Annotated in this window: 6 protein-coding genes; all 6 read right to left on the bottom strand. The window is 39.1% G+C overall.

What is annotated here, in order from left to right; all coding sequences use genetic code 11:
* Positions 1-278 precede the first annotated feature (278 nt).
* Positions 279-8,228, bottom strand: coding sequence for a S8 family serine peptidase (locus Q4533_RS01175; RefSeq protein WP_303501438.1), 7,950 nt, complete (start codon positions 8,226-8,228; stop codon positions 279-281).
* A gap of 763 nt (positions 8,229-8,991) precedes the next feature.
* Positions 8,992-11,667, bottom strand: coding sequence for a hypothetical protein (locus tag Q4533_RS01170; RefSeq protein ID WP_303501436.1), 2,676 nt, complete (start codon positions 11,665-11,667; stop codon positions 8,992-8,994).
* A 9-nt stretch (positions 11,668-11,676) separates the two neighbouring features.
* Positions 11,677-13,086 carry a hypothetical protein gene (locus tag Q4533_RS01165; protein WP_303501435.1) on the bottom strand — a complete coding sequence of 470 codons (1,410 nt, stop codon included), beginning with the start codon at positions 13,084-13,086 and terminating at the stop codon, positions 11,677-11,679.
* Positions 13,087-13,370: 284 nt separating this feature from the next.
* Positions 13,371-18,065 carry a thrombospondin type 3 repeat-containing protein gene (locus tag Q4533_RS01160; RefSeq protein WP_303501434.1) on the bottom strand — a complete coding sequence of 1,565 codons (4,695 nt, stop codon included), beginning with the start codon at positions 18,063-18,065 and terminating at the stop codon, positions 13,371-13,373.
* A gap of 753 nt (positions 18,066-18,818) precedes the next feature.
* A complete protein-coding gene (locus Q4533_RS01155; RefSeq protein ID WP_303501432.1) occupies positions 18,819-20,843 on the bottom strand; it encodes a hypothetical protein in 2,025 nt (674 codons plus the stop codon).
* A gap of 126 nt (positions 20,844-20,969) precedes the next feature.
* Positions 20,970-25,670 (bottom strand): thrombospondin type 3 repeat-containing protein, encoded by a 4,701-nt coding sequence (locus Q4533_RS01150; protein ID WP_303501429.1) that lies wholly within the window; start codon positions 25,668-25,670, stop codon positions 20,970-20,972.
* Between the last annotated feature and the right edge of the window lie 285 nt (positions 25,671-25,955).

The following is a 25,955-nucleotide window of genomic DNA, read 5'->3' as shown; positions in this document are numbered from 1 at the left end:
GCGATTTAAACACGACAAAAAAACACTAATATGCAACATGGTAACAAAACAACAAACAATGATACAAATTAAAGCTCTTTAAAATCATGAGTTAAAGGTGCGTGGAAATATATTATCTACTACAAACCTCTATATATATCGAGAGAAAAAGATTAATTTAATAATCACAAAGCTAGCTGCAGTTAATTAAACCTTTTAGATTTGAAAAACAGATAAAAATAAATTAAAAAAAAGAGCCACAAAAATGCGGCTCTTTTATATTGACTTAAAATAATTATTTAGTTAACGCCACTACTCATTATTTCCGTTAAATCACTACCGTCTAACACCGTTATGATGCGTTGTTTAGAGGTTTGATTTATCCCTTCAATGATAACATCCATCACACCATCTTGATTAATATCATCATGAGACAATGTTAAGCTTTCCCACTTACCCGCTAAGGTATAACGGCCATACTCAGTCAGGCTTTTACCGTCTTTAACAATCAGCTGCACTGTGCGGTTGGTTTTGGTGTAACCCAATAAGCCAAACTCATTAAAGCCATCATTGTTTAAATCGCCAAGTTCTTTGACTTGAATATCTTCCCAGCTTGCTGGCCAACTGATATTGGCAATGCGCTCATTCGCTAACGCACCGTCATTGATACGTAAGAACACTTTACCAGTATCTGGGCTGACGCCTAACACTGCAACCTCACGGATACCGTCACCGGTGCGGTCTGCAACCAACATGGGAGTAACATCCACTAAATCATTAGGCCAGCTAAAGGTACGGATTACGCCGCGTTTATCATGGCCTTTTTTAATAAGCCACTGATAACGACCATCATCTTTACGTTGGCCAAACTGTCCCCAGTCTAGGGTGCCGTCACCATCAATGTCATCCATTTCAACTAGCTGGATATCATTCCACAGCTGATTCCAGTTATAGACATCTACTTTTGAATTGGCATCTGCACCATCATAGATAAACAACTGCCCTTTATCTAAACGAGTGTGGCGACCATATAACGCCACTTCTGGCACACTATCAAATGTCACATCTGTCATTGTCACAAAACGGGTATTATCCCAAAGGTTTGGCCATTTGAAGGTTTGATAAGCCGCCTTAGTCACACCATCTTTCACCACTAACTGACGCGTGCCATTAACTAAATGCACCCCGCTAATTGCGTACTCTTGAACACCATCTTGAGTTAGATCTGTTAGGGCTTCAAACTTAACCTCGCCTAAAGTAGCTGGCCAGTTCCAGTTGCCGTATTTAGCGCCTGTAACACCATCATAAACCGCTAACTGATATCGGTTAGCACTCGCATCAAAACCAAAGATACCAATTTCACCAACACCATCAGCATTACGATCTGTAAGTAGGTTAACGCTTGCCGACTCATAACTGTGGTTAAGGCTAAAGCTTGCAAGTTCCGACGCATCAACACCACTTAGTAATGTGACATCTACGGCCGTATCACCAATCTGATATTTAAGCCAGTCGCTAACACCGTTACCACTAATATCTGCAACCCTAACTAACGTATCCTTTTTACCTACGGTAATGTTTGGATCTAACGGATTACTGCCATTGTAGTATTCAGTGCCATCATCAACGCCATCACCGTCGGTATCTGGGTTATTTGGATCGGTACCTAACAAAATTTCTTCAAGATTGGTTAAGCCGTCACCATCATTGTCAGCATGTGCATCGGTTGGTTCAAACGGGTCTAATCCATAATAAAGCTCCAGGTAGTCTGGAATACCATCGTTGTCGACATCACTTGGTGCGGTTGACAATGCAATGCCTGTAGCCATAACTTCTTGCTCATTAATCAGTACACCGCTTAATGCTAATTCTGATGTATTATCCGACTTAACATCAAAATAAACCGTTAGCACTGTACCTGACTCACCAAGAATGCGCCCTGATGCCATCGCTATTTTTAGCTCTCCCGGCGTTTGATCATTTAGAATCATATTCCATTGGCTAGTTAACGTGCTTTGCTCAATGCGCAATAGAGTCACATCACTGGTGTTAAATAGTAAGCTGAGATCAATGGCACTGACATTCGGCTCATTGACATATAAGTCAACAGCAACGCTATCTTCAACCACCCTGCGGTTAAACCAGTGAACACTAGCAGCAACTGCATTTATTTGGGTCGCAGACATAGCATTACCACTTGGGTCACCCACCAGATAAGCCGTAAAGTTTTGCCCATTCAAATCACTGTTAACATTGTTAAGGCTGCGCTCTTTGGGGGTAAACTGCCAAATAGCGGCACTGCCTGTTAACGGTAATTGGGTTAAGCCTGCGGCATATTCTAAAACAGTATTAACCTCCATAGCCGTGACTTTTCCATCACCATTAAGATCCGCAGCATCTAATGCGCTACCAACAAGCAGTGACGAGCCTGTGATATGTTTGAGCATTAATGAGGCATCAAATGAGGTAATTTTCTGACTTGCAGGCTCTGCAACATGAGTCGCTCGTAAAGTGTGCGCCCCAGCTTTAACGCCATATAAACTATATTCGCCAAAGGCGTTAGATACAGCTTGCGATACGCCATTATCAAGCAGCACTGCGGCATCTGACATGGGCTCATTTGCAGCCCAATGACTTATACTTCCACTTACTGTGTAACCTTTGGCAATGTTCACATTACCGGAGTAAGCCGTTGCATTTATCGCATTATCATTTAGCGACACATTAGATAAGGCTATTTCAGTGGTGCTTTCTGCATCTGCAATTACGGTAAACTCTAACCACAGCAATGAACCACTGCCGCTGGCAGCACTACCACTACTTGCCGCCGCAATATTGACACTGCCGTTAGTCGGCTGATGTTGCTCAATTGCCCAGCTGGCAACTAAAGCGCCTTTGCGTACTTGCTCCAATCTCAGTTTAGTGGCATCAAAGTCAATATTTAAGCTCATGGCTTTTAAACCATTGACATTATTAACGCTAATTGGCACATCTAAGGTTTGACCCGTGCCAGCTTGAATATCTTCAATACCCACGCTCACATCTGATGAGGTATAAGTGAACGCCCCTGCAAGTCTTGATGATTTACCGTCACTATTGGTTACCGTTACATCCACTTGCGCAGGATAATGGCTTCCTGTAGTACATTGCAATTCACTGTCGCTAATGCGGTTAGGTGACATACACACAGTATTACCTACCGCAATTGATACCCCCTCTTTAAAGTTTCGTCCTGATAACGTCAGTAAAGTACCACCATCAGCGGCCCCCATATTTGGCTGCAAAGCTGTGACTACTGGCGCATCGGTAACAAAAATTTTGTGAGGTGTCGCTGTGCGACCACTATAGGATGAGGTTGTGCCATCAGTTGCTTCAATAAAATACTCCACACCAGGTGCTTGCATTGCACTGCCAGGTATAGTGGCGCGATATTGAACCCCTTGCTGATTTGACATAGGCACAGTGACATAAGCACTACTGCCCATGGTGCGGTAATTAAGGTCAACACTGCTTACGGCAATGTTGTCGGTAACGTCTGCCTGCACAAATACGTTGGCACCAAAACCTGCCTCATTAAGAGGAACATGGCTAATTACAGGCGCAATCGTATCTACAGGTGTTGCTGACGCAACATTAGAACCATCTGATTCACCAGCGGCTGATACCACTTTAAATTGATAGTAATAAAGTTGCCCAGGTTCGACATTTTCATCGCGGTATTGATGCGTTTCACTTTCAATCAAAGACTGATGGATACGTTGATAAGAGCCATTTTGCTCGGTTGCACGATAAAGGTTGTAGCCATATAAGGTTTCAAAATCATCCTGTGACCATGATAAATCAACAAAACCTTCACCGGCACTGGCCTGTAATGTTAACGCCTCTAATCCCTTACTGTTGACTAAAAAGCGATAACGGGCGTAATCATTACCTGTCACCAACCATGCGTTATCCGCGGCTACCGCCCCTTGAATACGCACATATTGATAACCGTCACTGGCTACTGGTGAAATGGCAGCTTGGCCGCGCCAGGTACGTGCATCAACCCAATCACCTGTCACACCGAAATCAGTGTAAGGGTAGTCAGGCCCATACCATGCATTAGGTTGAATATTGGTGTCCATGTCGCGGTTAAAGCTAACTTGCCACTGCATGGTTTCAGCGCCAAACTTGTTGTCTTCACGCACATTACCATCAGCATCAAGTAATTGTACATCGGCCACAAACGGATAAGCGCTTTCAGGTGCTACGGTTAACCTTGGCCCTACTTTGGCTTTATTCAGGTTAAAGTCATCATTGTAATCAATGATGGCGGTATCGATTAAAAAGTCGCTGTCGGTGCCCCAAAAGTTACCACTAAAATCTTCATAGTTTGGGTCGCCTGATTTTTCAGCGGTATGAATTTGCAGCCACAAATCAGGACGCGGATCCCAATAGCGATTTAAAAAGGCATTGTTTTTAAACTGGCTATCCGATTGAAAGCTGTTTTCAATATAACTGGTTAACGCAGCTTTTAAACTGGTTTCACCGGGGTCGGTATCGAACTCGATAATATAAACATCGGTAGAGTAATCTGGTCTCACCCGAGTGAGCGCATCTTCGCTGTTGTAGGTGTTAATATAGTGCTCATACCAATAGTTGTAATCTACAGGATAATTACCTTCGCAATACCAATCATAGATACTGTTGGAGCAATCCTGGTTAGCTTGCTCAATTTGGGCTAGTTTCCAACTGGCCTCATCTTCAAGTCGGCAATCATACACTCCAGCAGCATGGCATGATGCATAATCACTGTAGCCATTATTATCAAGTACTTGTTGCAGCTCTTGATTAAGCAAGTCAGCTTGTTTTTGTTGATATCGGCTTTCAATCCAGCTGCTTGTTAGTGGCTCATCTGGGGTAAATGCACATAACACAGGATCGCTGAACTCATCCCAACATCTGAAATTACTGCGAATAGTGTCCCAAAGCTTATCTTTTACATAAATCAGTTGCGGCTGCTTACCTTGAATGGCTATCACTGGTGGATTTTGAGTGCGGTTATTCCAATACAGCTGCCCCTCGGTAAAATCATAAGTTGGCGTTTCGCCATTGCTCCAGGCATAACTGTCATCGGCTTGCAATATATAACCGACGTTGGCAATCGTACTGATGTTACTTTCAGCATCATCCATTGCGCTATATAACCAGTCAGATAGTGCGGTAAATTCATCAGCATCTGAAACTGTGGCTAGCGAAGCACCATCACCTAATTCACTGACAAAAGCTTGGGCATCCTCAAGCTGCCAGCCCTGAACAGAAGCTTGATAGTAACTGCTGTTATTATAGGTTAACGACTTAGATAAACTATGATTTAACAGGGCGTCAGCGGCAGGGCTATTTAATACACTTGGGTAAATACCACCGCTTGCATTCTTTTTAACATTGCCTAAAAAGACATTGTCACTTCCTACTGAACTTTGATTTATTGCATAAGAATGTTCAACCAATGTACCTGACATCCCTTCAGGAAACTCGAATTTAAACCAGCTATAATGTGATTCCTCTCCCTCACTTTCCCAAGGAAAAAATGCACCAAGTGAATTTAATCGACTGTTTTGTATATCAAATCCCTGTACCTTAGTAGTATAAGCATAGTCCCAACCATTCGATTTTTTCTCATAAAATAGTTCATAACCTTCAATGCCTCTAGAAAAATGAACGAATTCAGCGGTTATTTTATTGCTGTTACCCATAGCTGTATCGTTATAAAAATTGACCAACTCAGCATACTTAAAACTCACTTGTTGAGCATCTGTAGTCCGCAGTACCACCATTCGGTCAGGGAATAAGTCAGATGGTTTAAACACTGCTGGTTGCTCGGCGGAGCCTTCAACAATCAACGAACCTTCAACTTGTAAATAGCTATTGTGGAACTGGGCATAGGCATCGTCGGGCTGACTGCCCCAAAATTGCACCTGTACCCCAGGGCCCATTTTTAAGGTGATATCTTTTTCAAGCAACACCGGCTTATCAATAATGTATAGCGCTTTGCTATCAAGGGTGATCACCCCATCAACCACACCATCGGTATCTAATAACCCTCCGGCAGTGCCCGGCGCATCGCTGTCTAAAATAGACGGTAATTCAATGCCGCGATTGACCAATAACTGAAACTCGGATTCCGACTGATAAGTTGAACTGTCTAATGGGTCTAGCCCATTAGTGCCAGTAAACTTAACCTTAATATTGATAATATGGTTATTAGGGGTATTGTCGCTAATTTTGAAAGTAAATGGATCGCTTACGCCAGTGACAACACCATCAACATCGTAAATTAAGCCATTATCATCATTACCAAAGGTGCCTACCGATTGATAATCAACGGTATCAGTTAACCATTGCACATAGGGGTCAACACCAACGGCACCATCAACAGATGCCTCTAGAGTGACTTGTACATTATCGGCCTGCCCCCACTGATTACGTACAATCACGGCTAAATCAATCGTTTCGCCCGCATCGACCTTACCATTGTTATTGCCAGCACCTTGATTGCCACCATCCCATAAATAATGTTCCAGATAATTAAGCTTAGGTTTTGGGGTGTTGGTAAGCGCTTCTAATGCATCAATACTGTGATAAGAGATAGGCGGTTTATTCACATCATAGGTTTTACCTTGTTTCATCGGGCCTGTAGCGCCCAATTGCCCCATAATAAAACGCGATGAGTATGTGGCTTTATCGTCGAAGCGAGTACGCACTAACGCAGCAATACCTGCTACCACAGGCGCAGCCATTGAGGTGCCATCCCATTTGGCATAACTATCGTTGGGTAAGGTTGATAAAATATTGGCACCAGGCGCCATGACTTCATACTCGACGCTGTCATCACTTATACAGTCAAAATTTGAGAAACCCGCGAGGTAATCGCCTTTAATGTTAGCTGTAGGTGACTCTGCCATAACACCCAATACCCAAGGGTAAGCTGCAGGATAGGAGATAGAATATGGTTTACCACAACTAGCATTGTTTGGCATGCCATTGTTACCGGCTGAAGCAATAAGTACTGAGGTACCAAAAGCAACAGCTAGGGCATCTTCTTCAGCTTTAGAATAAAAGCTGCCGCCAAATGACATATTGATAATGTCGGCACCATTTTCTGATGCATAGTAAATTGCCTCAGCAACGTCGGCACTGGTCAACACACCACTGTATTGCGCCGCCTTAATGGCCATAATTTGCACGTTAGGGGCAACGCCGACAATGCCTTCATTGTTATTGTTTTTTGCGGCAATAATGCCTGCCACATGGGTACCATGACCGTGGTCATCCATTGGGTCGCCATGGTGATCCCAGCTAGAGCCGACTACCGACACCCCATGAATATCATCGATAAAACCGTTATTATCGTCATCCCTGCCACTGCCAGCAATTTCGCCACGGTTTACCCACATATTGAGCTTTAAATCAGGGTGATTATAATCGACACCAGTATCAATAACGGCCACTACCACATCACGATTACCACTTGGGTCAAAGCCTTGATCTGACAACCACTGCCAGCCCTCGGGAGTGCGAGTGCTTGATAAGTGCCACTGCTCATTGTATTGAGGATCATTGGGTAAGGGTAAAGCCGCTGTTAAGGTGCGAATTTGCAATTCTTCTACATACTCAACATCATCACGAGTGGCTAATTGCATCAATATTTTTTCATGTTGCTGGGCATCATCAAGCTTGACCCGATACCAGCGACTCGCTTCTTGCTGGGCTTTGACTTTTTGTGGGTCTGCAGCATTTAAGCGACTATTTTTTTGTAAGCTATAGACCTGTGCATCATTTGATTTATAAAGTTGCTTAAGGTTTACGCCTTGTATAAACGGCACTGAGGAGGTTGAAAATGCACTTAAACTGTTAGTATTAGCTTGTAAAACTACAGGGGCAAACTTAACTAATAACTCACCGGTGTCACATTGTTTACCATTACAGCGATTAATTTTCTCATCAATACTGGCTGTAGGTGCGCCTGTTGCAGATAATCCTTTATAAGGGCCCCGAAAATGAGTTTGTTTTAGTAACTGTGCAGCATTAGGTAAGCTTTGAGCATTTTCGTTTAAATCCCCAGCAAGCTGAGCTTGAATAGGCTCATTATTTACTGTGCTAGCAATATTAGGTGTTTGAGCTATTGATGCTGAGGCATGACAAGATAACGACAAATACACTGCACTAAGCACTGCCAGCACAGGTTTAATCTGATTTTTATTATTCATTAAATAGACCTTGAAGTTCAATTTCAAAATAGTCGTTCCTGACTTAGGTTTTAATACAATTTTATATCGCATATGAGTAAAAAAGATGACTCTTATAAGCTGCTTTAATATCAGACACTTGAACGACAACCCACCAAAGCAACACTATTATCACAAATAAATAGCAAATATCAATCAATAAAGCCCATCAAAACCAATAAGGTTACAATTTGTTATACTTTTTAATAAAGAAAGCCATTATAACGGCTTAACTAATACTAGCCCTCCACCAAACTCACCCACCCGCTATTGTAAATAAGGCAAAAAAATGGTTCCCTAATAAAGCAACTAATAAATTAATGCAAAAATAAAATTAACACATAAAAACACAAAACAGTGACTTTAAACTAGTGAATAATCATTAATTCAAGCGCCTACCTTTGAAGAATGCTTTTTTAGTGCGCTGCATAGTCGTTTAGTTAATCTTAATTTTTACTACAATCTGAATAATTCGATTAGTTTTAATTAGAGCAATGGACCAAAATCATTAGCGCCATCGCTATTTAAATTATCAAGCTATTTTCACTTGTAAATATTCCCAACAGGGTCGCTAGCCAATATTAGCTATAAGTTAATTAGCTAATAAACAATACTGCGTTTATCATGTTCCTTTTAACAAGCAAATTGATAGACTCCACGTCCATCAACATTGACGTTATTAATAAAAAAGAGCCACATAACGTGACCCTTTTTAAAATAGTTGCAAATAAAAAAGCAAATTTTGCTATTCCATAACGGTACCATCAATATAGGTTAAATCAGAACCATCGAGTACCATCACAATTTGTTGATATGTTGACTGGTTTACACCAATAACAATGACATCATCATAACCATCTTCATTCACATCTTGTGATTCAAACGACAAACCTTCCCATTCAATGCCAATAGTATATCGACCATATTCAGCTAAAGAATTACCATCTTTGATAATTAACTGTGCAGTTCGGTTCGATTTAGTGAAGCCTAATAACCCAAACTCATTAAAGCCATCATTGTTTAAATCGCCAAGTTCTTTAACTTGAACATCTTCCCAATTAGCTGGCCAACTAATATTGGCAATTCGAGTATTAGGTAAACGTCCATCATTTATCCGTAAGAAAACTTTACCTGTATTTGGATTAGTACCAAATAAGGCAACTTCACGGATATCATCGCCAGTTCTATCACCAACAAGTAATGGTTTGACGTCAACTAAGTCATTAGGCCAACTAAATGTACGGATAACACCGCGTTTATCATGGCCTTTTTTAACTAACCATTGATATCGGCCGTCATCTTTACGTTGACCAAATTGGCCCCAATCACCGGTGCCATCGCCATCTAGGTCATCCATTTCGACTAATTCAATGTTTGACCATAGCTTATTCCAATTATAAACATCCACTTTAGATGAGGCATTTGCACCATCATAAATAAACAACTGGCCTTTATCTAAACGAGTATGACGACCATATAACGCCACTTCTGGCACACTATCAAATGTCACATCTGTCATAGTAACAAAACGGCTATTATCCCAAAGGTTTGGCCATTTGAAGGTTTGATAGCTAGCCTTAGTCGAACCATCTTTTACCACTAATTGACGAGTGCCGTTTACTAAATGCACACCACTGATTGCATACTCTTGAATACCATCTTGAGTTAAATCAGTTAGCGCTTCAAACTTAACCTCGCCTAATGTGGCTGGCCAATTCCAAGCGCCGAACTTATTTCCTGTCACGCTATTATGCACAACTAATTGATAGCGATTAGCAGCGGAGTCAAAACCAAATACACCAATTTCACTGACGTCATCAGCATTTCGGTCATTTAATATAAAGACTTCAGCATTATCAACTAAGTGCTGTATCGAATAAGACACTAATGAAGCAAAGTTAGCACCACTGATAATATTAATGCTTTGCTCAGATGAGTTAACTTCGTAAATCACCAACCAGTCATTTACACCATCATTATCTAAGTCATCAAAAGCAATAAGCGTTTCAGCTTTACCAACAAAACTATTTTCATCTAAAGGATCACTGCCATTAGCGATTTCAACACCATCACTAATACCATCACCATCACTGTCTGCATTATTAATGTCAGTGCCCAATGCAATTTCATCAATGTTGGATATACCATCACCATCGGCATCAGCTAATGCATCTAAAGCATCTAGTGGATCTAAGCCTAATGCTAATTCGACACCATCATCAATACCATCACCATCAGAGTCAGGATCATTGGGTAATAAGCCCGCTAAGACTTCTTCTAAATTGGAAATGCCATCTCCGTCTTTATCTAATGCAGCATCCGCACCATTAGTAGGATTTAATCCATAAAGCACTTCAAGGCCATCATTAATGCCATCGTCATCGCTATCAGAATTATTAACTCCTGTACCTTGAGCTAACTCTTCTTCATTCGTTAAACCGTCATTATCAGCATCTAAATAAATATCTTGATCATCTAATGGATCCATTTCATTAGCGACTTCTATAAAGTCACTCACACCATCACCATCTGAATCACTATCAGTCGGATCGGTTCCTAATGCAATTTCCTCTTCATTGGTTAAACCGTCATTGTCTAAATCTGGATCAAACCGGTCGTCAATAAAGTCAGTATCATTGTCGTAAAAAGCAAAATAGGCATCACCCAGTTGGGTACTATTATCTTGCCAATCAACCGTATCAAACTGTAGATTATTGACTGAATCAAAACTTGATGGTGAGTCAAAATATGTAATGCTGTAACTGCCGACAGACATTTCAGACTCTATAGCAAGTGACAGTCCATTAATCGATATGTTAGTCGATTTAATTTCTGCAAGACCAGATATTAGCTCTGCATCAACATTTAGGTGTTGAATCACATCTGAATTGGTTGCGCTGTATGCATCTGTACTTGATAATAATAATGTTCTTTGACCTATATCCACAGGCTCAAAGTATGTTTGAGCACTTAGTCTGGCCCAAACTGCACCATCAGCAGATTTACCCGCGGATTTCACCGTTGCAAGCGGTGTAGATACGTTCCGGTTGGACCTTTCAAGCGTTGAAGTAACAATAACATTAGACTGACCAGCAAGGTCATAATTAGCTTGTTCACTAATATACAATGGCATTTTATAGATAATAGAAGAACTATCTTCATCATCTAATACCACCAAGTTAACGGTATGATTACCTGTACTAAAGGAGTCTGTTGATACAGTTTGCTCATATAAAACCCAAGCACGATTTCCTGTTAACCCAGTAACTTCCGCAGAGCTTCTATCTTGCTCATCAAAATAGATTTCTCCTTGTACAAGATTACTGGCTTGAACATTAAACGTAATGATTGATAATAACCCACTCAGTAAACTGGGCAACCAAAGATGATTTGGACTTATTCTAGATACGATAAAATTCATACCCCCTCCTTAGCGTAATCTCGCTATAGCAACCGCTTTGACTTTCAAAGCACCAGTTGTACTTAGACTCGTATTCGCTTCAAAAAGGGGATAAAAATATGGTTCAACAGTATTTTCGGTGCGTTGTTTTTCAAATTGAAAATATGAGAACACACCTCCATGCACTCCTAAATCTAAAACACTGCCATCGTTATCTCTAGTAGATTCTGAATCAATACCAGCATCGATTGCCGGTGAACCTACATCTAATACATAGTCAATATCATCAATAAATTTAGGATCAGCTTCTATTTTATTGGCATCTAAGTCACAGCTGGCAACGTTATCAAAACACAAATTATTTGAAAAAGTACTGTCCACTAACGTAACTGAGTTTGTAAGTGTAAACATTGTCGGTTGTAAGTTTCCAACAATAATATTATTTTCAAAAGAGACGGGAGAAGCAAATTTAAATGCTTCTTCATAATATGGCGAATCATCATAAAGTGCTGTAGGTTTAACATCGAAAGTATTATTGCTTATATCCCAATGGGAGTTACTACTACTTAATGTTAAAAACTGAAAAGATCCAGGTGTACCTGTTGCGCTATAAGGGTTGTCACCTTGAACCACAATATTATTGCTAAAAGTGCCACTGCCATCGAGTGATAACATTGCATAATCGCTATTCGAAACTGACAGGTTAAGCACTCTAGACAGAGTTTGCTTGAATGTATTCCCAATAACTCGATAATAAGAACCTACATAACCATTCTTATATAACGTCATTAACTGATAATTATTTACAAAGGAATTACCTATAATATTAGCCTCTGCTCCATAGGTATTAGCATAAAAATAGTTATAACTAACACTGTTTCCAGCAAACAAAAAGTTGTTTTTAGAACCAATATTGTATAAAGAGCCATTAGTGCCACCAAAGTTATTACCAACAATAACCAAATCGTTGACGACAAATCGATTACCATCAGCATCAGTCGTTTCATTTACCGCCAAATCAATGGATACAAATTGATTTTCAAGTAACGCAACAGAGCTAACAGCACCCTCTATTTCTATTCTAGGTTGATTAGAAACCGAAGCGCCTTCGTAATAATAAATACCTTGTAAGATGAAGTCCGTATCAGCACCTTGGATTGAAATAGCAGGAGTATTAGAACCCGTTAAAAAATAGACTCGCGGTGTCGCAGCTTTATTAATGGCACGAATAGTCACACTTTTATCGATCACCAAGTCAGGGTTAGACAAGGTATAGATACCATCCTGCAGAATTAAAACATCACCAGCCTCAGCTGCTGCTATCGCGGTTCTTAAGGTATTTGAACCCGTATCAACTGTTATTTCAGCTGCTTTTGTTGTAAAAGCGGAACTTAAAAGCACACTCGCTAATAAAAAATAAATCCCTTTAACTTTTTTCATCTCTATTACCCCTACATTATTAGATACACCACCCTGATACGAACGTTACAAGGTTGTTAACTACAATGTAGCAAAGATAATCAACAAAAGTATTATGCCAGATCAAAAATTTGCAGTTCATCCATTGAATTTCAGGTGACACTCTCGCTATCAGTACCTAATAAAGGCATAAAAAAATAAATAACCACTTCACTACATCGATTTCTAAACAGCTAAAATAACTTATAGCAGAAACCAGAAAGGCGCCGAAGCGCCTTCCTATTTATAGAGATTTAAAAATAAAACTATTGAACAGCATATGTACCAACTAGATTTAACTCTGTATTTAATACAGTAACCTTGTTGGTAAGAGCAACTTGATCTATACCTGTTAGCGCGATAAATACCTCGCCTTGTTCAATATAGCTAGTCACTGACACATCACGCCAATCGCCAGTTAATGTATAACGGCCTAGTTCTGTCGCAGTTTGACCATTTTTAACAATCAACTGCACATTGCCATTGGTTTTCAAATAACCCAATAAAGCAAATTCATTGAAGCCATCATTATCTAGATCGCCCAATTCTACAATCTGACTGTTCTCCCAATTACTTGGCCAGCTATAGTTAGCAATACGTTGATTAGCAAGTTTACCGTCGTTAATACGCAAGAATTGCTTACCCGTTACTGGGCTAGTACCCGTTACAGCAACTTCACGAACGCCATCTCCGGTTCTATCCGCAATCAATAGTGGTTTAACGTCCACTAAATCATTTGGCCAGCTAAAGGTTCTAATGACGCCACGTTTATCGTGACCTTTTTTAACCACTAATTGATAACGCCCATCATCTTTACGTTGCCCGAACTGGCCCCAATCAAGGGTACCTTCACCGTCAACATCATCCATTTTAAGTAACTGGATGTTAGTCCAGAGTTTATTCCAGTTATAAACGTCAATTTTAGTTGATGCAGATGCGCCATCGTAGACAAATAACTGTCCTTTATCTAAACGTTCATGCTGACCATATAAAGCAACTTCAGGAACGCCATCAGCCGTGATATCAGTCATGGTGACAAACGTCGGGTTTAACCATTGGTTAGGCCATTTGAATGTGGCATAAGCACCTCGAGTTGCACCGTTTTTAACCACTAACTGACGGGTACCATTACCAGAGTGAACCCCTGATATTGCATACTCTTGAACACCATCACCGCTTAAATCAGCTAAAGCAACAAAGTCTGCTGATAACAAGGTTGCAGGCCAATTGAAAACAGACAATTGATTACCTGATTCAATATCATAAACAAACAGTTGATAACGGCTTACCTCAGAATTAAAGCCAAATACCCCAAGTTCATTACTCCCATTGCCATTATTGTCTTCAAGTAAATGCAATTGTGGGTTATCAAAGCTGTGAGTGATTGAGAAAGTGTTTAATGACACATAGTCATTACTTGAAAACACTTCAACATTAATGACACCAGCTTGCATGTAATAACCTAAAACATCGCTCGCACCATCGTTAGTGATATCAGCAATAGACATAGTGGTTAATACAGGAGTTGGATAATCATTAGCATCTAACGGGTTAGTGCCCGCATTTCGTTCATCAAAATCAGACACACCATCCATATCGGTATCAGCATTATTCACATCTGTGCCTAACGCAATTTCTTCAGCATTGGTTAAACCATCATTATCAAAATCAGCAGATGCATCTGTTGGATCTAATGGGTTTAAACCCGCTAATACTTCATCACCATCTAATATGCCATCGAAATCGCTATCGTTGTTATAAAGGTCGGTCCCATAATCAGCTTCTTGATAATTATTAAGACCATCCATATCATCATCGGGTAATGACTCCCAAATATCTTCATATTGACTTAAATTAAATAACTCAAGGGTATTGAATCGAGGTGCAATAAAGGCTCCACCGATTTCATCACCCGAAATCACACCATCACCATTAAAGTCAATATCATAACGAGAACGTTCAAATACCAATGCTCGACCATTATCGTCAACAGATATAATGTCCCAAGTTCTAACTCTTTCTCTTTCATCAGTAATATGAGACATTTCGATAATGTTATCTGCAACCGTATAAGTCCACTCTTGCCCCATATAAAAAGTATCTTCTTGAATCAACTCATCAAAGAAACCTGCCACACCACGGCGCATTGTCCCATTTTCTCTAAACTGATAACCAAAAACATTTTCTAGCAATAATTGTTCCCCGTCCCATTGCTGAGGTATATGAGCATTTATGCCTGCAAAGTAAATTGTAGGCAATTGAGTTGCAATGTTGTTGGTTAGTTGAACGTAGCTATCATCAAACTTAGCTAATTTAGTTGCATAAATAGACGTTAAGGTACCATTCTCATATACCTCATAAAGAGCAAGATGCACTTTACCCAGCGTCTTAAATGGCTTAATAATGATTTTATGATCAGCTGATGAAAATTCAAGAGCATCATCAACTAAGGCCCAAGTATAATCATCTTCAGCAAAAGCTGATCCTACTGATTTATCATCATGAAAAGTAAACATATCAGCATACAAGCCATCCACCGAACCAAACCCGCGAAGTGCTCCATAAGTCAGTTCAGATTCTAAAAACAAGCCCCATTTACCTTGTAAATCGCTTTCCGAAATGCCTACAAATTGATTTTCAAAAGTGTTTTTCCACTGAACAACCGACTCACTGGTTACTTTATTTTGCGGAAGTTCACCGACCCAACCATATCCATCGGGGATCATAAGCGTTGTGGTGGTTTCGCTAGACTCAATAATATTCAATTGACCATTGGCGATAGAATGCTTAGTTAGCACTAAATCACCTACGGACTCTTGCAGTTCAAAATTAAAATCATCTGGAAATAACCCATTAGCTGACTTAATAACAAGCCAATCAGCTACATCTTGCCCAAAGCTATTTGCAATTTCTGTATAGGGATTGCTGGATGATAAATAATTTGTAGATTGATTTTGGCTATTTATTAATAACTGACCATTATTGGATAACGACCAAGTCATCGATTTAGAAGTGTAATTATGCAGCCATTCTGAACTATATATACCACTCCTATCATCATTAAAATGAATTGTTGTTCCTGCATGTTGCATATGACCATCTTTGGCATCTGCTAACAGTACTGCTGTGGGGTTGTTTAGATCTGATAGGCTAAAACGTAATGTTGAAGAACCTGGTGTTGAAGAGCTTGATTGAGGATCTGAGCCCTGACCCTGCTCGAAGCCATCTGTAAATCCATCGCCATCTGTATCTTCAGACAAAGGATTAAGCCCTAACGCAATCTCATCACCATCATTAATGCCGTCATTATCTGAATCAGGGTTGGTGGGTGTTGTACCATATTCGGCCTCTAAATAATCGTTCACACCGTCATTATCTTGATCAGGTAATGAGTCCCAAACCTCTGGGTATTGCCTTAAATCGAGTAACAACATTGAATTCAAACGCGGAGATATATGATTTTTAATTTCATCGGCGCTTATTGTGCCATCCTGATTATTGTCCCATCCCCAATATGAATATTCAAAAACAAGAGCTTTACCATCGGCATCAACCGATAGCACCTCCCAATGGCGTTCGCGGCTGGAAAACGTGCCTTGCTTATAACTTGTTACTACATGGTTGTAATTTATGCTGTAATTCCATTTCTGCCCAAATGAAAATGTAGGGTCTGAATTTTCATCATAATCTGCAGTAATCCCCCTATAAAAACTACCATCATCAAAAAACTTATACCCCCAAACAGAATCAAAAATAGGTATATCTCCATCCCATTTGTCGATAGAAGTTAAGTTAATATTTGATAGCCAAATATTCGGTAGCGTAGTAACTATTGCATCTGTAAATTGATTAAAACTATTATCGAATTTAGCAAGCTGACTATTGAATACCCTAACTAAGTGGCCACTTTCATATTGCTCAACATTTGCAACAAAGGCCTTATTAACTTCTATGACAGGTGTGATCACAAAACTATCAATATCGCTAGATAATGTTAGTACACTATTCTGTAGTGACCATGTGTAGGTATCTCCAGAATAAGAATTACTAACAGAACCATCGTCATTTAATATTAAACGCTCACCAAAAATACCATAAGAAAAAATTGTAGGATCGACTTGCTGCTGACTGTAAGCTTGATATAAACCAACAAACCATTCACCGGCTAAGGTCTGTGTTGTTTCTGTATCAAATAAACTGCTCGAAGCTGAGTAAAACGTTTCTTCTATATCTATTTCATCTTCAGAATCAATTGTTGAAGCATTCCAGCCCCACTCACTAGGAACAATAAGTCGCTGTAAATCTTTGCCCGATATCTTAACTCTAGTTTTATTAACATCGACTGATAACTTCTCAAGTAAGATATCAAAATAAACTTCTTCTTCAAAGCTAACTTGCCATGAAAGCTCACCAGCATCATGCTTAGCAATTAAATGGTCTGCGATTTCTTGGCCATAGAATTTTGCAATTGTCCCGTAAGGGTATGAATCAAATTCTTGCTCTATTCTACTTGCGCTAATGATCTGTAACTTACCTGCTGATACTTGCCAGCTAATAGCTTCTTCGCTATAGAAGAAAGAGCTTTCCAAACCGGCAATGCCAGAGTTATCAGTAAAAAAACTGAAAGACCCACCAGTGGGAAAATAACTAGGGTGGTTATCTCCAACTAACATAAAATTACCACCAGCAATTTCTGCTTCAGTAAATTCTGTCGAGCTAAATGCGGAGGGTGAAGCTGATAGCGTTCCATTTACATTGCTCAACATATTCACTTGAGCTGATGAAGTTGAAACGGCTTTTTGAGAAGCTAAATTAGAGAAAAATCCTCTTTGATGTTGGTTTATTCCTTGTCGCTTTTCAGTCTCAATTTGAAGTCTTAAATTTGTATCAATTTCTGAAGCAAACAATGGTGAAGCAACAAGAGTCATTAATGCTCCCATCGCTACATGAACATATTTCATTAAAAGTCCTTTTTTAGTAATAAACACGCATCTTCAAGATGCGCAAAACATTAACAAAATAAACAACAAACATCAACGTAAACACCTTGTTAAAAGGTCGAGCGTACAAGCACACTAATTAAGTTTTTGTGTATAGTAACCAGGGCAACCGTATCAGTGTTCTATTTTTGAAAATAACATTTACTGCTTAAAAGCATGTTACTTTCGGCTGATTCACTTTAAATCGGCAATGTTAAATAAACAATTTTACTCAACATAACCTTCTCCATCTCGCTCTGGTATAGTTTTCTTAAGAGCCTACATCCCCATTTCCAAAAGCGCCTTCGGTTATAAAAACCACACAATAAAACTATTGAAAAAGTGTATCAAGTTTAGATTTTATGAAGAACATAATATAGTCATATTATTCGTTAGTCCCGTCAGGGCAATGCCATAGATGGTGAAAAATGCATAACCTGATTTAGTATTAGTATTAGTATTAGTATTAGTATTAGTATTAGTATTAGTATTAGTATTAGTATTAGTATTAGTTGACACTGACACATCATGCCAATCAACCGTTATCTATAACGACCTAATTAAGTAAGTAATATTCCATGACCGATACAAATAGTTCAAATATAAAAAAAGCGTTTTACTTATTTAGTAAAACGCTTTTTTGACTCTATTTAATTATTGTTGTAAATATCTGTAATAGAACTCCTGCTAGATAAAGTAACCTCAATGATGCTAGGTCACTATCAAAGAGAATATTTATTGTGCGTTGTACCATTTAAGTCCAATATTATAAATAATTAAAGGATCAACCGACATCATTAACGGGCTATTATTTCTGTTACTGTCAATTACAATTTGAACTTTATCATCAGAGGAAAAGTGATTAATAATCATATCTTTGTCACCAGTAACTTCTGACAAACTTATGACTAACTGACCACTATCGTTGACATGCCATGGTACATCTATCGTTTCGTCATCCAAATTTATCTCAGCTTCATTAGGCCAAAAAAATATATCAAACATAAAAGGCACAATATCAGTCGAGTTAGAGCCAGCATCGTCCATTAAGAAGTGTAAATTCTTACCGACGAAGTCACTTTTAGTCCATATTTCCGTAGTAACATCTGAGGCAGTGGTCAGTTTAGAGAATAATGCCAATTCACCCGTATCAACAAGTGAAACCCCAATATTACTATTAACATATAAGAAATTGTGGATTTCATGATTAGCGCTACTATGTTCGAGGGTTAAACTATTGCCTTCAATTGTATACGGCATTACCACGTCATCACTATGCACATTTTTCCCATCGAAAAACAACTCACTAACAGAGTCTGTTGCTCGATAAGCACTGTTAAAGGAAGTAAAAAATCGATAATCTTGATCTGACGTTGCCGATAAAAATGAATCAAGACTAACCAAGGGAGAGTCTAATGTCTTGTCAATAAGAGTCAGGTTGCTATCTGTGCCATCTTTAACAACAATACGGGATAATTGTGTATAGCCTACCAAGCCAGCTAGCCCAATATCTAACACACCATCGTTGTTGGCATCATATGATTCAATATGAAAATCAGCCCAAACCCCACTCCATTGGTACGAAAGTAATTGCTGGCCAGTAACAATACTTTTGATAGATAATTTTGTTATTAGACTATTGCTGTCTGTACCTAATAATCCAATTTCATTGATACCGTCACCATCGATATCATGTAATTTTATAACTTTAGAACCTGGTAACCATTTATTGGGCCAAGAAATGTTTTTTAGACGTTCATTAGGCCCATTACCATCATTAATTAAAACTTTGAATTTCCCATCGGTATAATCATAGCCAGTTACAGCGACTTCATCAAAACCATCACCAGTAATATCTGATAAAGTGAGTAATTCACCACTCAATATTTTGGTACTCCATGAATGAGTTCTAATTGTACCAAGTTTACTACTGCCTTTTTTAATCACTAATTGGTAACGTTTATCGTCCCTGCGTTGGCCAAACTGGCCCCAATCTAGGGTTCCGTCACTATCAAGATCCTGTAATGGAATTAAATTAATTTCGTCCCAATTTTTAACCCAATTATAAACATCAATTTTATTACTTGGGTTATTTCCGTCATATGCAAATAACTGCCCATTTGTTAGCCTTTTATTTTGCCCATATAAAGCAACTTCGGAAATATTATCACCAGTCACATCAGACATGGAGACGACTCTTGGCTCTACATAATTATTTGGCCATTTGAATGTAGCAACCTGACTACGTGAACTCCCGTCTCGAACTTGTAGTTGTACGGTTCCATTTGCGCGGTGAATACCTAAAATTGCAAAGTCAGAGATATTATCGAGTGTTAGATCTTCAAGCTCATTAAATACCGCATCACTTACGTTATTATTCCAACTCCACGTAGAAATAGTGTCACCAGTTGCACTATTTTTTAAAATAAATTGATATTTATTAAGTGTGGGATTAAAACCAAAGAGTCCAACATCATTCACACCATCTCCAGTGCGATCACTCACCCAATGAAAGCTATCTTCAATAAAATGGCTAGGAAATAAAAAAGACTTTAAAAACGAACCATCTTGACCTGAGAAGACTTCAAATTTAGGTGCCCCCATAGCATCATTGTATGATGCCCAATCAACAACACCGTCTTGGTTTACATCAGCAAGTAATCGAACTTTATCCATATCAGTCGCAATTTCACCAATATTGGCACAAATTGAAACGCTATAAAAAGAGCAGCAAAAAAGAGAAATAACGGAGAATTTCATTTATACATCCTTGTTTTAAATAGAATCAAGATCCTAATTGCCACCCTCTCAAAAAGCAACAAATTTAACAAGTTCATAAATAAAAAAGGCGCCGAAGCGCCTTTATTAATTAACTATAATTTAAAGTTATTGCAAAATATAAGTTCCAACAGCAGTTAAACTATTATCCAGTAAAGTGACTTTATTAGATAGATTCGCTTGATCCACTCCAGTAATGGTAATGAACATATCATTTTCATCTTTAAAGCTAGAAACTGACACATCACGCCAGTCGCCGGTTAATGTATAACGACCTAGTTCTGTCGCTGTTTGACCATTTTTAACAATCAGCTGCACATTGCCATTAGTTTTCAAATAACCCAATAAAGCAAATTCGTTAAAGCCATCATTATCAAGATCGCCTAATTCTACAATCTGACTGTTCTCCCAATTACTTGGCCAGCTAAAATTAGCAATACGTTGATTAGCCAGTTTACCGTCGTTGATGCGCAAGAATTGCTTACCTGTAACTGAGCTAGTACCCGTTACAGCAACTTCACGAACACCATCTCCGGTTCTATCCGCAACCAATAGTGGTTTAACGTCCACTAAATCATTTGGCCAGCTAAAGGTTCTAATTACGCCGCGTTTATCGTGGCCTTTTTTAACCACTAATTGGTAACGGCCGTCATCTTTACGTTGCCCGAACTGGCCCCAATCAAGGGTACCTTCACCGTCAACATCATCCATTTCAAGTAACTGGATGTTAGTCCAGAGTTTATTCCAGTTATAAACGTCAATTTTAGTTGATGCAGATGCGCCATCGTAGACAAATAATTGTCCTTTATCTAAACGTTCATGCTGACCATATAAAGCAACTTCAGGAACGCCATCAGCTGTGATATCAGTCATGGTGACAAACGTCGGGTTTAACCATTGGTTAGGCCATTTGAATGTGGCATAAGCACCTCGAGTTGCACCGTTTTTAACCACTAACTGACGGGTACCATTACCAGAGTGAACCCCTGATATTGCATACTCTTGCACACCATCACCGCTTAAATCGGCTAAAGCAACAAAGTCTGCTGATAACAAGGTTGCAGGCCAATTGAAAACAGACAATTGATTACCTGATTCAATATCATAAACAAACAGTTGATAACGGCTTACCTCAGAATTAAAGCCAAATACTCCAAGTTCATTACTACCATTACCATTATTGTCTTCAAGCAAGTGTAATTGTGGGTTATCAAGGCTGTGACTGATTGAGAAAGTGTTTAATGACACATAGTCATTACTTGAAAACACCTCAACATTAATGACACCAGCTTGCATGTAATAGCCTAAAACATCGCTCGCACCATCATTAGTGATATCAGCAATAGACATAGTGGTTAATACAGGAGTTGGATAATCATCAGCATCTAACGGGTTAGTGCCAGCATTTCGTTCATCAAAATCAGACACACCATCCATATCGGTATCAGCATTATTCACATCTGTGCCTAACGCAATTTCTTCAGCATTGGTTAAACCATCACCATCATTATCTGCCAATGCATCTGTTGGATCTAATGGGTTTAAACCCGCTAAAACTTCGTCACCGTCTGAGATACCATCAAAATCTGAATCACTATTGTACATGTCTGTACCGTAATCATATTCTTGATGGTCATTTAGGCCATCACCATCACTATCTGGTAATGCGTTCCATTCATCTTGGTATTGACTGAGGTCCAATAACTCGAGGGTGTTGATACGCGGAGCAATATAAAAACCATCTTCATCAGGACTGATAATACCGTCATAATTTAAGTCCCTTGCATATGTAGAACTCTCGAATACGATTGCACGGCCATTTTTATCTACGGATAAAACCTCCCAGGTTCGCATCCGGTTAATATCTGCAGTGATATATGACATAGCAATGGTGTTACCAACAACCTCATAAGTCCACTCTTGCCCCATAGAAAGGAAGTTTTCGCCAGTGTCATAATCTGTGCTACCACCAATACCACGGCGCATTGTTCCATCATTGCGGAATTGATACCCAAAAATGCTATCAAACTTTAAATTATCACCGTCCCACGTTTCAATAAAGCTAGCATTAATGCCTGCAAAATAAATCTGAGGTAGCTGTGTAGCTATATTTTGTGTTAACTGAGTAAAGGTGTTATCAAATTTTGCCAAAGGAGCAACATAGCTATAAATCAAATTACCACTGTCATACATTTCATAATATGCAAGGTATTGCTTCTCTAGTTGTTTAAATGGAGTAACTTTTATTAGGTTATCCCCAGAGGTAAGTTCCAGCACACCGCTATCTAGTGACCAAGTGTACACATTAGAATCAAACACTGCTGCCACAGTAGAGTCAAACCCTGCAGTTGAATCATTATCTAATACTAATTCATTAACAAACAGACCATTAACGGTATAACCACCACGAACAGGACCATATGTCAATTCTGTAGGTGCTAGCACACTCCAAGTACCGACTACATCGCTGTCTGACAATGCGTCAAATGGACCTGAAATATCAGTATGCCATTGCATAATGGATTCTGATAACGTGTTAAAGCTAGGTGCCTCATCAGTCCAACCCCAGCTTTCTGGGAATATTAGTGTGGTCTCACTATTAATAGACTCTATAACTTCTAACGTATCATCAACTTGATTATTTTTAGTGTAAATACGCTCAGTGACTTCAATATGTTCTTCTAATTGAAATGAATACTCTATCAGACCGCTATCTGCAGCATTTATTAACCAATCAGCAACCTCCTGACCATAACGTATCGCAATATCTTCAAATGGATATATATGATACCAATTGCTAATACTGCTATCAGCAGTAGACAACCTTAATTGACCATCCAAAATAGACCAAGAAATTGAATTACTAGTAAAGCTCTCTAGCCAACCATCACTCATTGAGCCAGAACCATCCTCACTTAACTGAAGCGCTATACCAGAATTTTGAAGCCAACCTTCCTGAGCATTAGCAAGTAATGCAACCTTAGCGTTATTTAATTCTGCTGAACTAAATGACATAGTTGTAGAACCAGGCTTGGATACGGCAGAATTAGGATCGGTTCCTTGCTCACGTTCAAAACCATCAGTAAAGCCATCGCCATCTGAATCTTGCGATAATGGGTTTAAACCTAATGCAATTTCATCACCATCATTAATCCCATCGTTATCTGAATCAGGATTAGTGGGTGAAGTTCCATATTCTTCTTCTTGATAATCATTTAGGCCGTCGCCGTCAGTATCAGGTAATGAATCCCAAGCCTCCGGGAATAGGGTTAAATCAAGTAGTACCATCGAGTTTAAACGTGGTGGAATGAAATTCTGAACTTCATCAGAGCTTATAATACCATCATCATTATAATCGTAACTTCTATACGAATATTCAAAAACCAGCGCTTTACCTTCATCATCAACAGATAGCACTTCCCAATGCCGCTCGCGATAGGAAAGTTGATAATAATTTTCTTCTATAGAGGTTACAACATCATGTTCATTAATAGTGTAATTCCACTTTTGACCAAAGCTAAAAGTGTCACTAAATTCATAATCAGCGCTAATACCCCGATAAAAAGTACCATCATCAAGAAACTTATATCCCCAGCCATAGTCAAAACTAGGCTTGTCGCCATCCCAAGCTTCTAATGAGGAGAGATTCATGCCTGACAACCAAACATTAGGTAACTCCGTTACTATTTTATCGGTAAACTCACTAAAACTATTATCAAATTTTGCTAGTTGTCCGTTAAAAACTCTAACTAAATTACCATTTTCATATTGCTCAACATTAGCTAAATAAGCTTTATTGACCTGAAGCACTGGTTTAATCACAAATCGACTATCGCCAGAGGTAAGTGTCAGTTCACCATTGAGAATTGACCAAGTATAGTCATTCCCAGAATGGGAATCTGTGACTGAACCATTTTGATTTAATGTTAAACGCTCACCTAAAATGCCATAAGTAAAATCTTCCGGATTGACTTGTTGGTTACTAAAACCCTGATATAAATCAATTAGCCATTCGCCTGATAAAGATTCAGCCGTCTCATTTACAAATAAACTCGTTGAAGTCGTATACCAATTCTCTTCTATATCGAAGTTCTCGACACCATCAATGGTTGACTCATTCCACTCCCACTCGTCTGGGATAATCAGTTTAGAATAATCAGTACCAGAGACCTTTAAACGTGAATGAGCACCCGTGACTGATAACTTTTCAAAAGTTGCATCAAAATAAACTTCTTCTTCAAAGCTAATTTGCCATGAAATCTCACCAGCATCGTTTTTAGCAATTAAATGATCCGCAATTTCTTGCCCATATATTTCAGCAATATAAGTATAAGGATACCAATCCATTTCCTCTTCAGTTTTCGGCGTACTAGTAAGATGCAGATTATCGTTAACGACTTCCCAACTAATACTATCGTCACTAAACCAGAGGTATTCATCAAAACCTGCTATACCAGTGCCATCTGCGTTAAAACTAAATGCTCCACCACCTCGAGGTGCATAGCCCTCTTTGGTATCTTCAATTAAAATATAGCTTTGACCTGCTATCTCATCATTGCTAAAGCTAAGCCCATTCGCATTAACTTGTGATTGATTTTTATGATTAGCAACTGAAATAGTGTGGTTTGAAAACGCTATTGCTTGATGAGATGTAGGACTATTTTTTGAAGAAAAAAACTGACCTTGCTTTTTTGCAAAATCTTGAGATGCTAAGAGCGCTTCTTGTACACTAGAGTTTAAATTATTGGCGCTAGTGGGGGCTGTGATCGCAAGCGCTAAGCCTGCAAGCATCATCCTTGATATATTCATTACTATATCCTTATTAAGATTAAGGTTAACTGCAAAAGTTAAAACATTAATAGTCTACACTCACAGCTACACCTCGGCAACACCCGAGCAACGCCAGAGCAACACCCAAGCGACGCCTCCCGAAAAAGAACGCAACATCCTGCGGTGCTGGTATTTAATTGAAATAGAACTAGCTAATGTAACTTGAAGTTTAAGCCCTTAGTACAACAGCGCTTACTTGTGGTGCTGGTAATGATTTATCAATATAAAAAAATAACTCGAAATATTATGAATATTTGCCAGCAG

The organism is Shewanella sp. 6_MG-2023, from assembly GCF_030547195.1.
Lineage (GTDB): Bacteria > Pseudomonadota > Gammaproteobacteria > Enterobacterales > Shewanellaceae > Shewanella.
The sequence above is the reverse complement of the archived record's forward strand: the minus strand, read 5'-3'. Positions and strand labels throughout refer to the sequence as shown.

Coding starts and splice junctions, on each gene's coding strand:
- Q4533_RS01175 (WP_303501438.1), bottom strand. CDS start 8,228: ATGAATAATAAAAATCAGATTAAACCTGTGCTGGCAGTGCTTAGTGCA.
- Q4533_RS01170 (WP_303501436.1), bottom strand. CDS start 11,667: ATGAATTTTATCGTATCTAGAATAAGTCCAAATCATCTTTGGTTGCCC.
- Q4533_RS01165 (WP_303501435.1), bottom strand. CDS start 13,086: ATGAAAAAAGTTAAAGGGATTTATTTTTTATTAGCGAGTGTGCTTTTA.
- Q4533_RS01160 (WP_303501434.1), bottom strand. CDS start 18,065: ATGAAATATGTTCATGTAGCGATGGGAGCATTAATGACTCTTGTTGCT.
- Q4533_RS01155 (WP_303501432.1), bottom strand. CDS start 20,843: ATGAAATTCTCCGTTATTTCTCTTTTTTGCTGCTCTTTTTATAGCGTT.
- Q4533_RS01150 (WP_303501429.1), bottom strand. CDS start 25,670: ATGAATATATCAAGGATGATGCTTGCAGGCTTAGCGCTTGCGATCACA.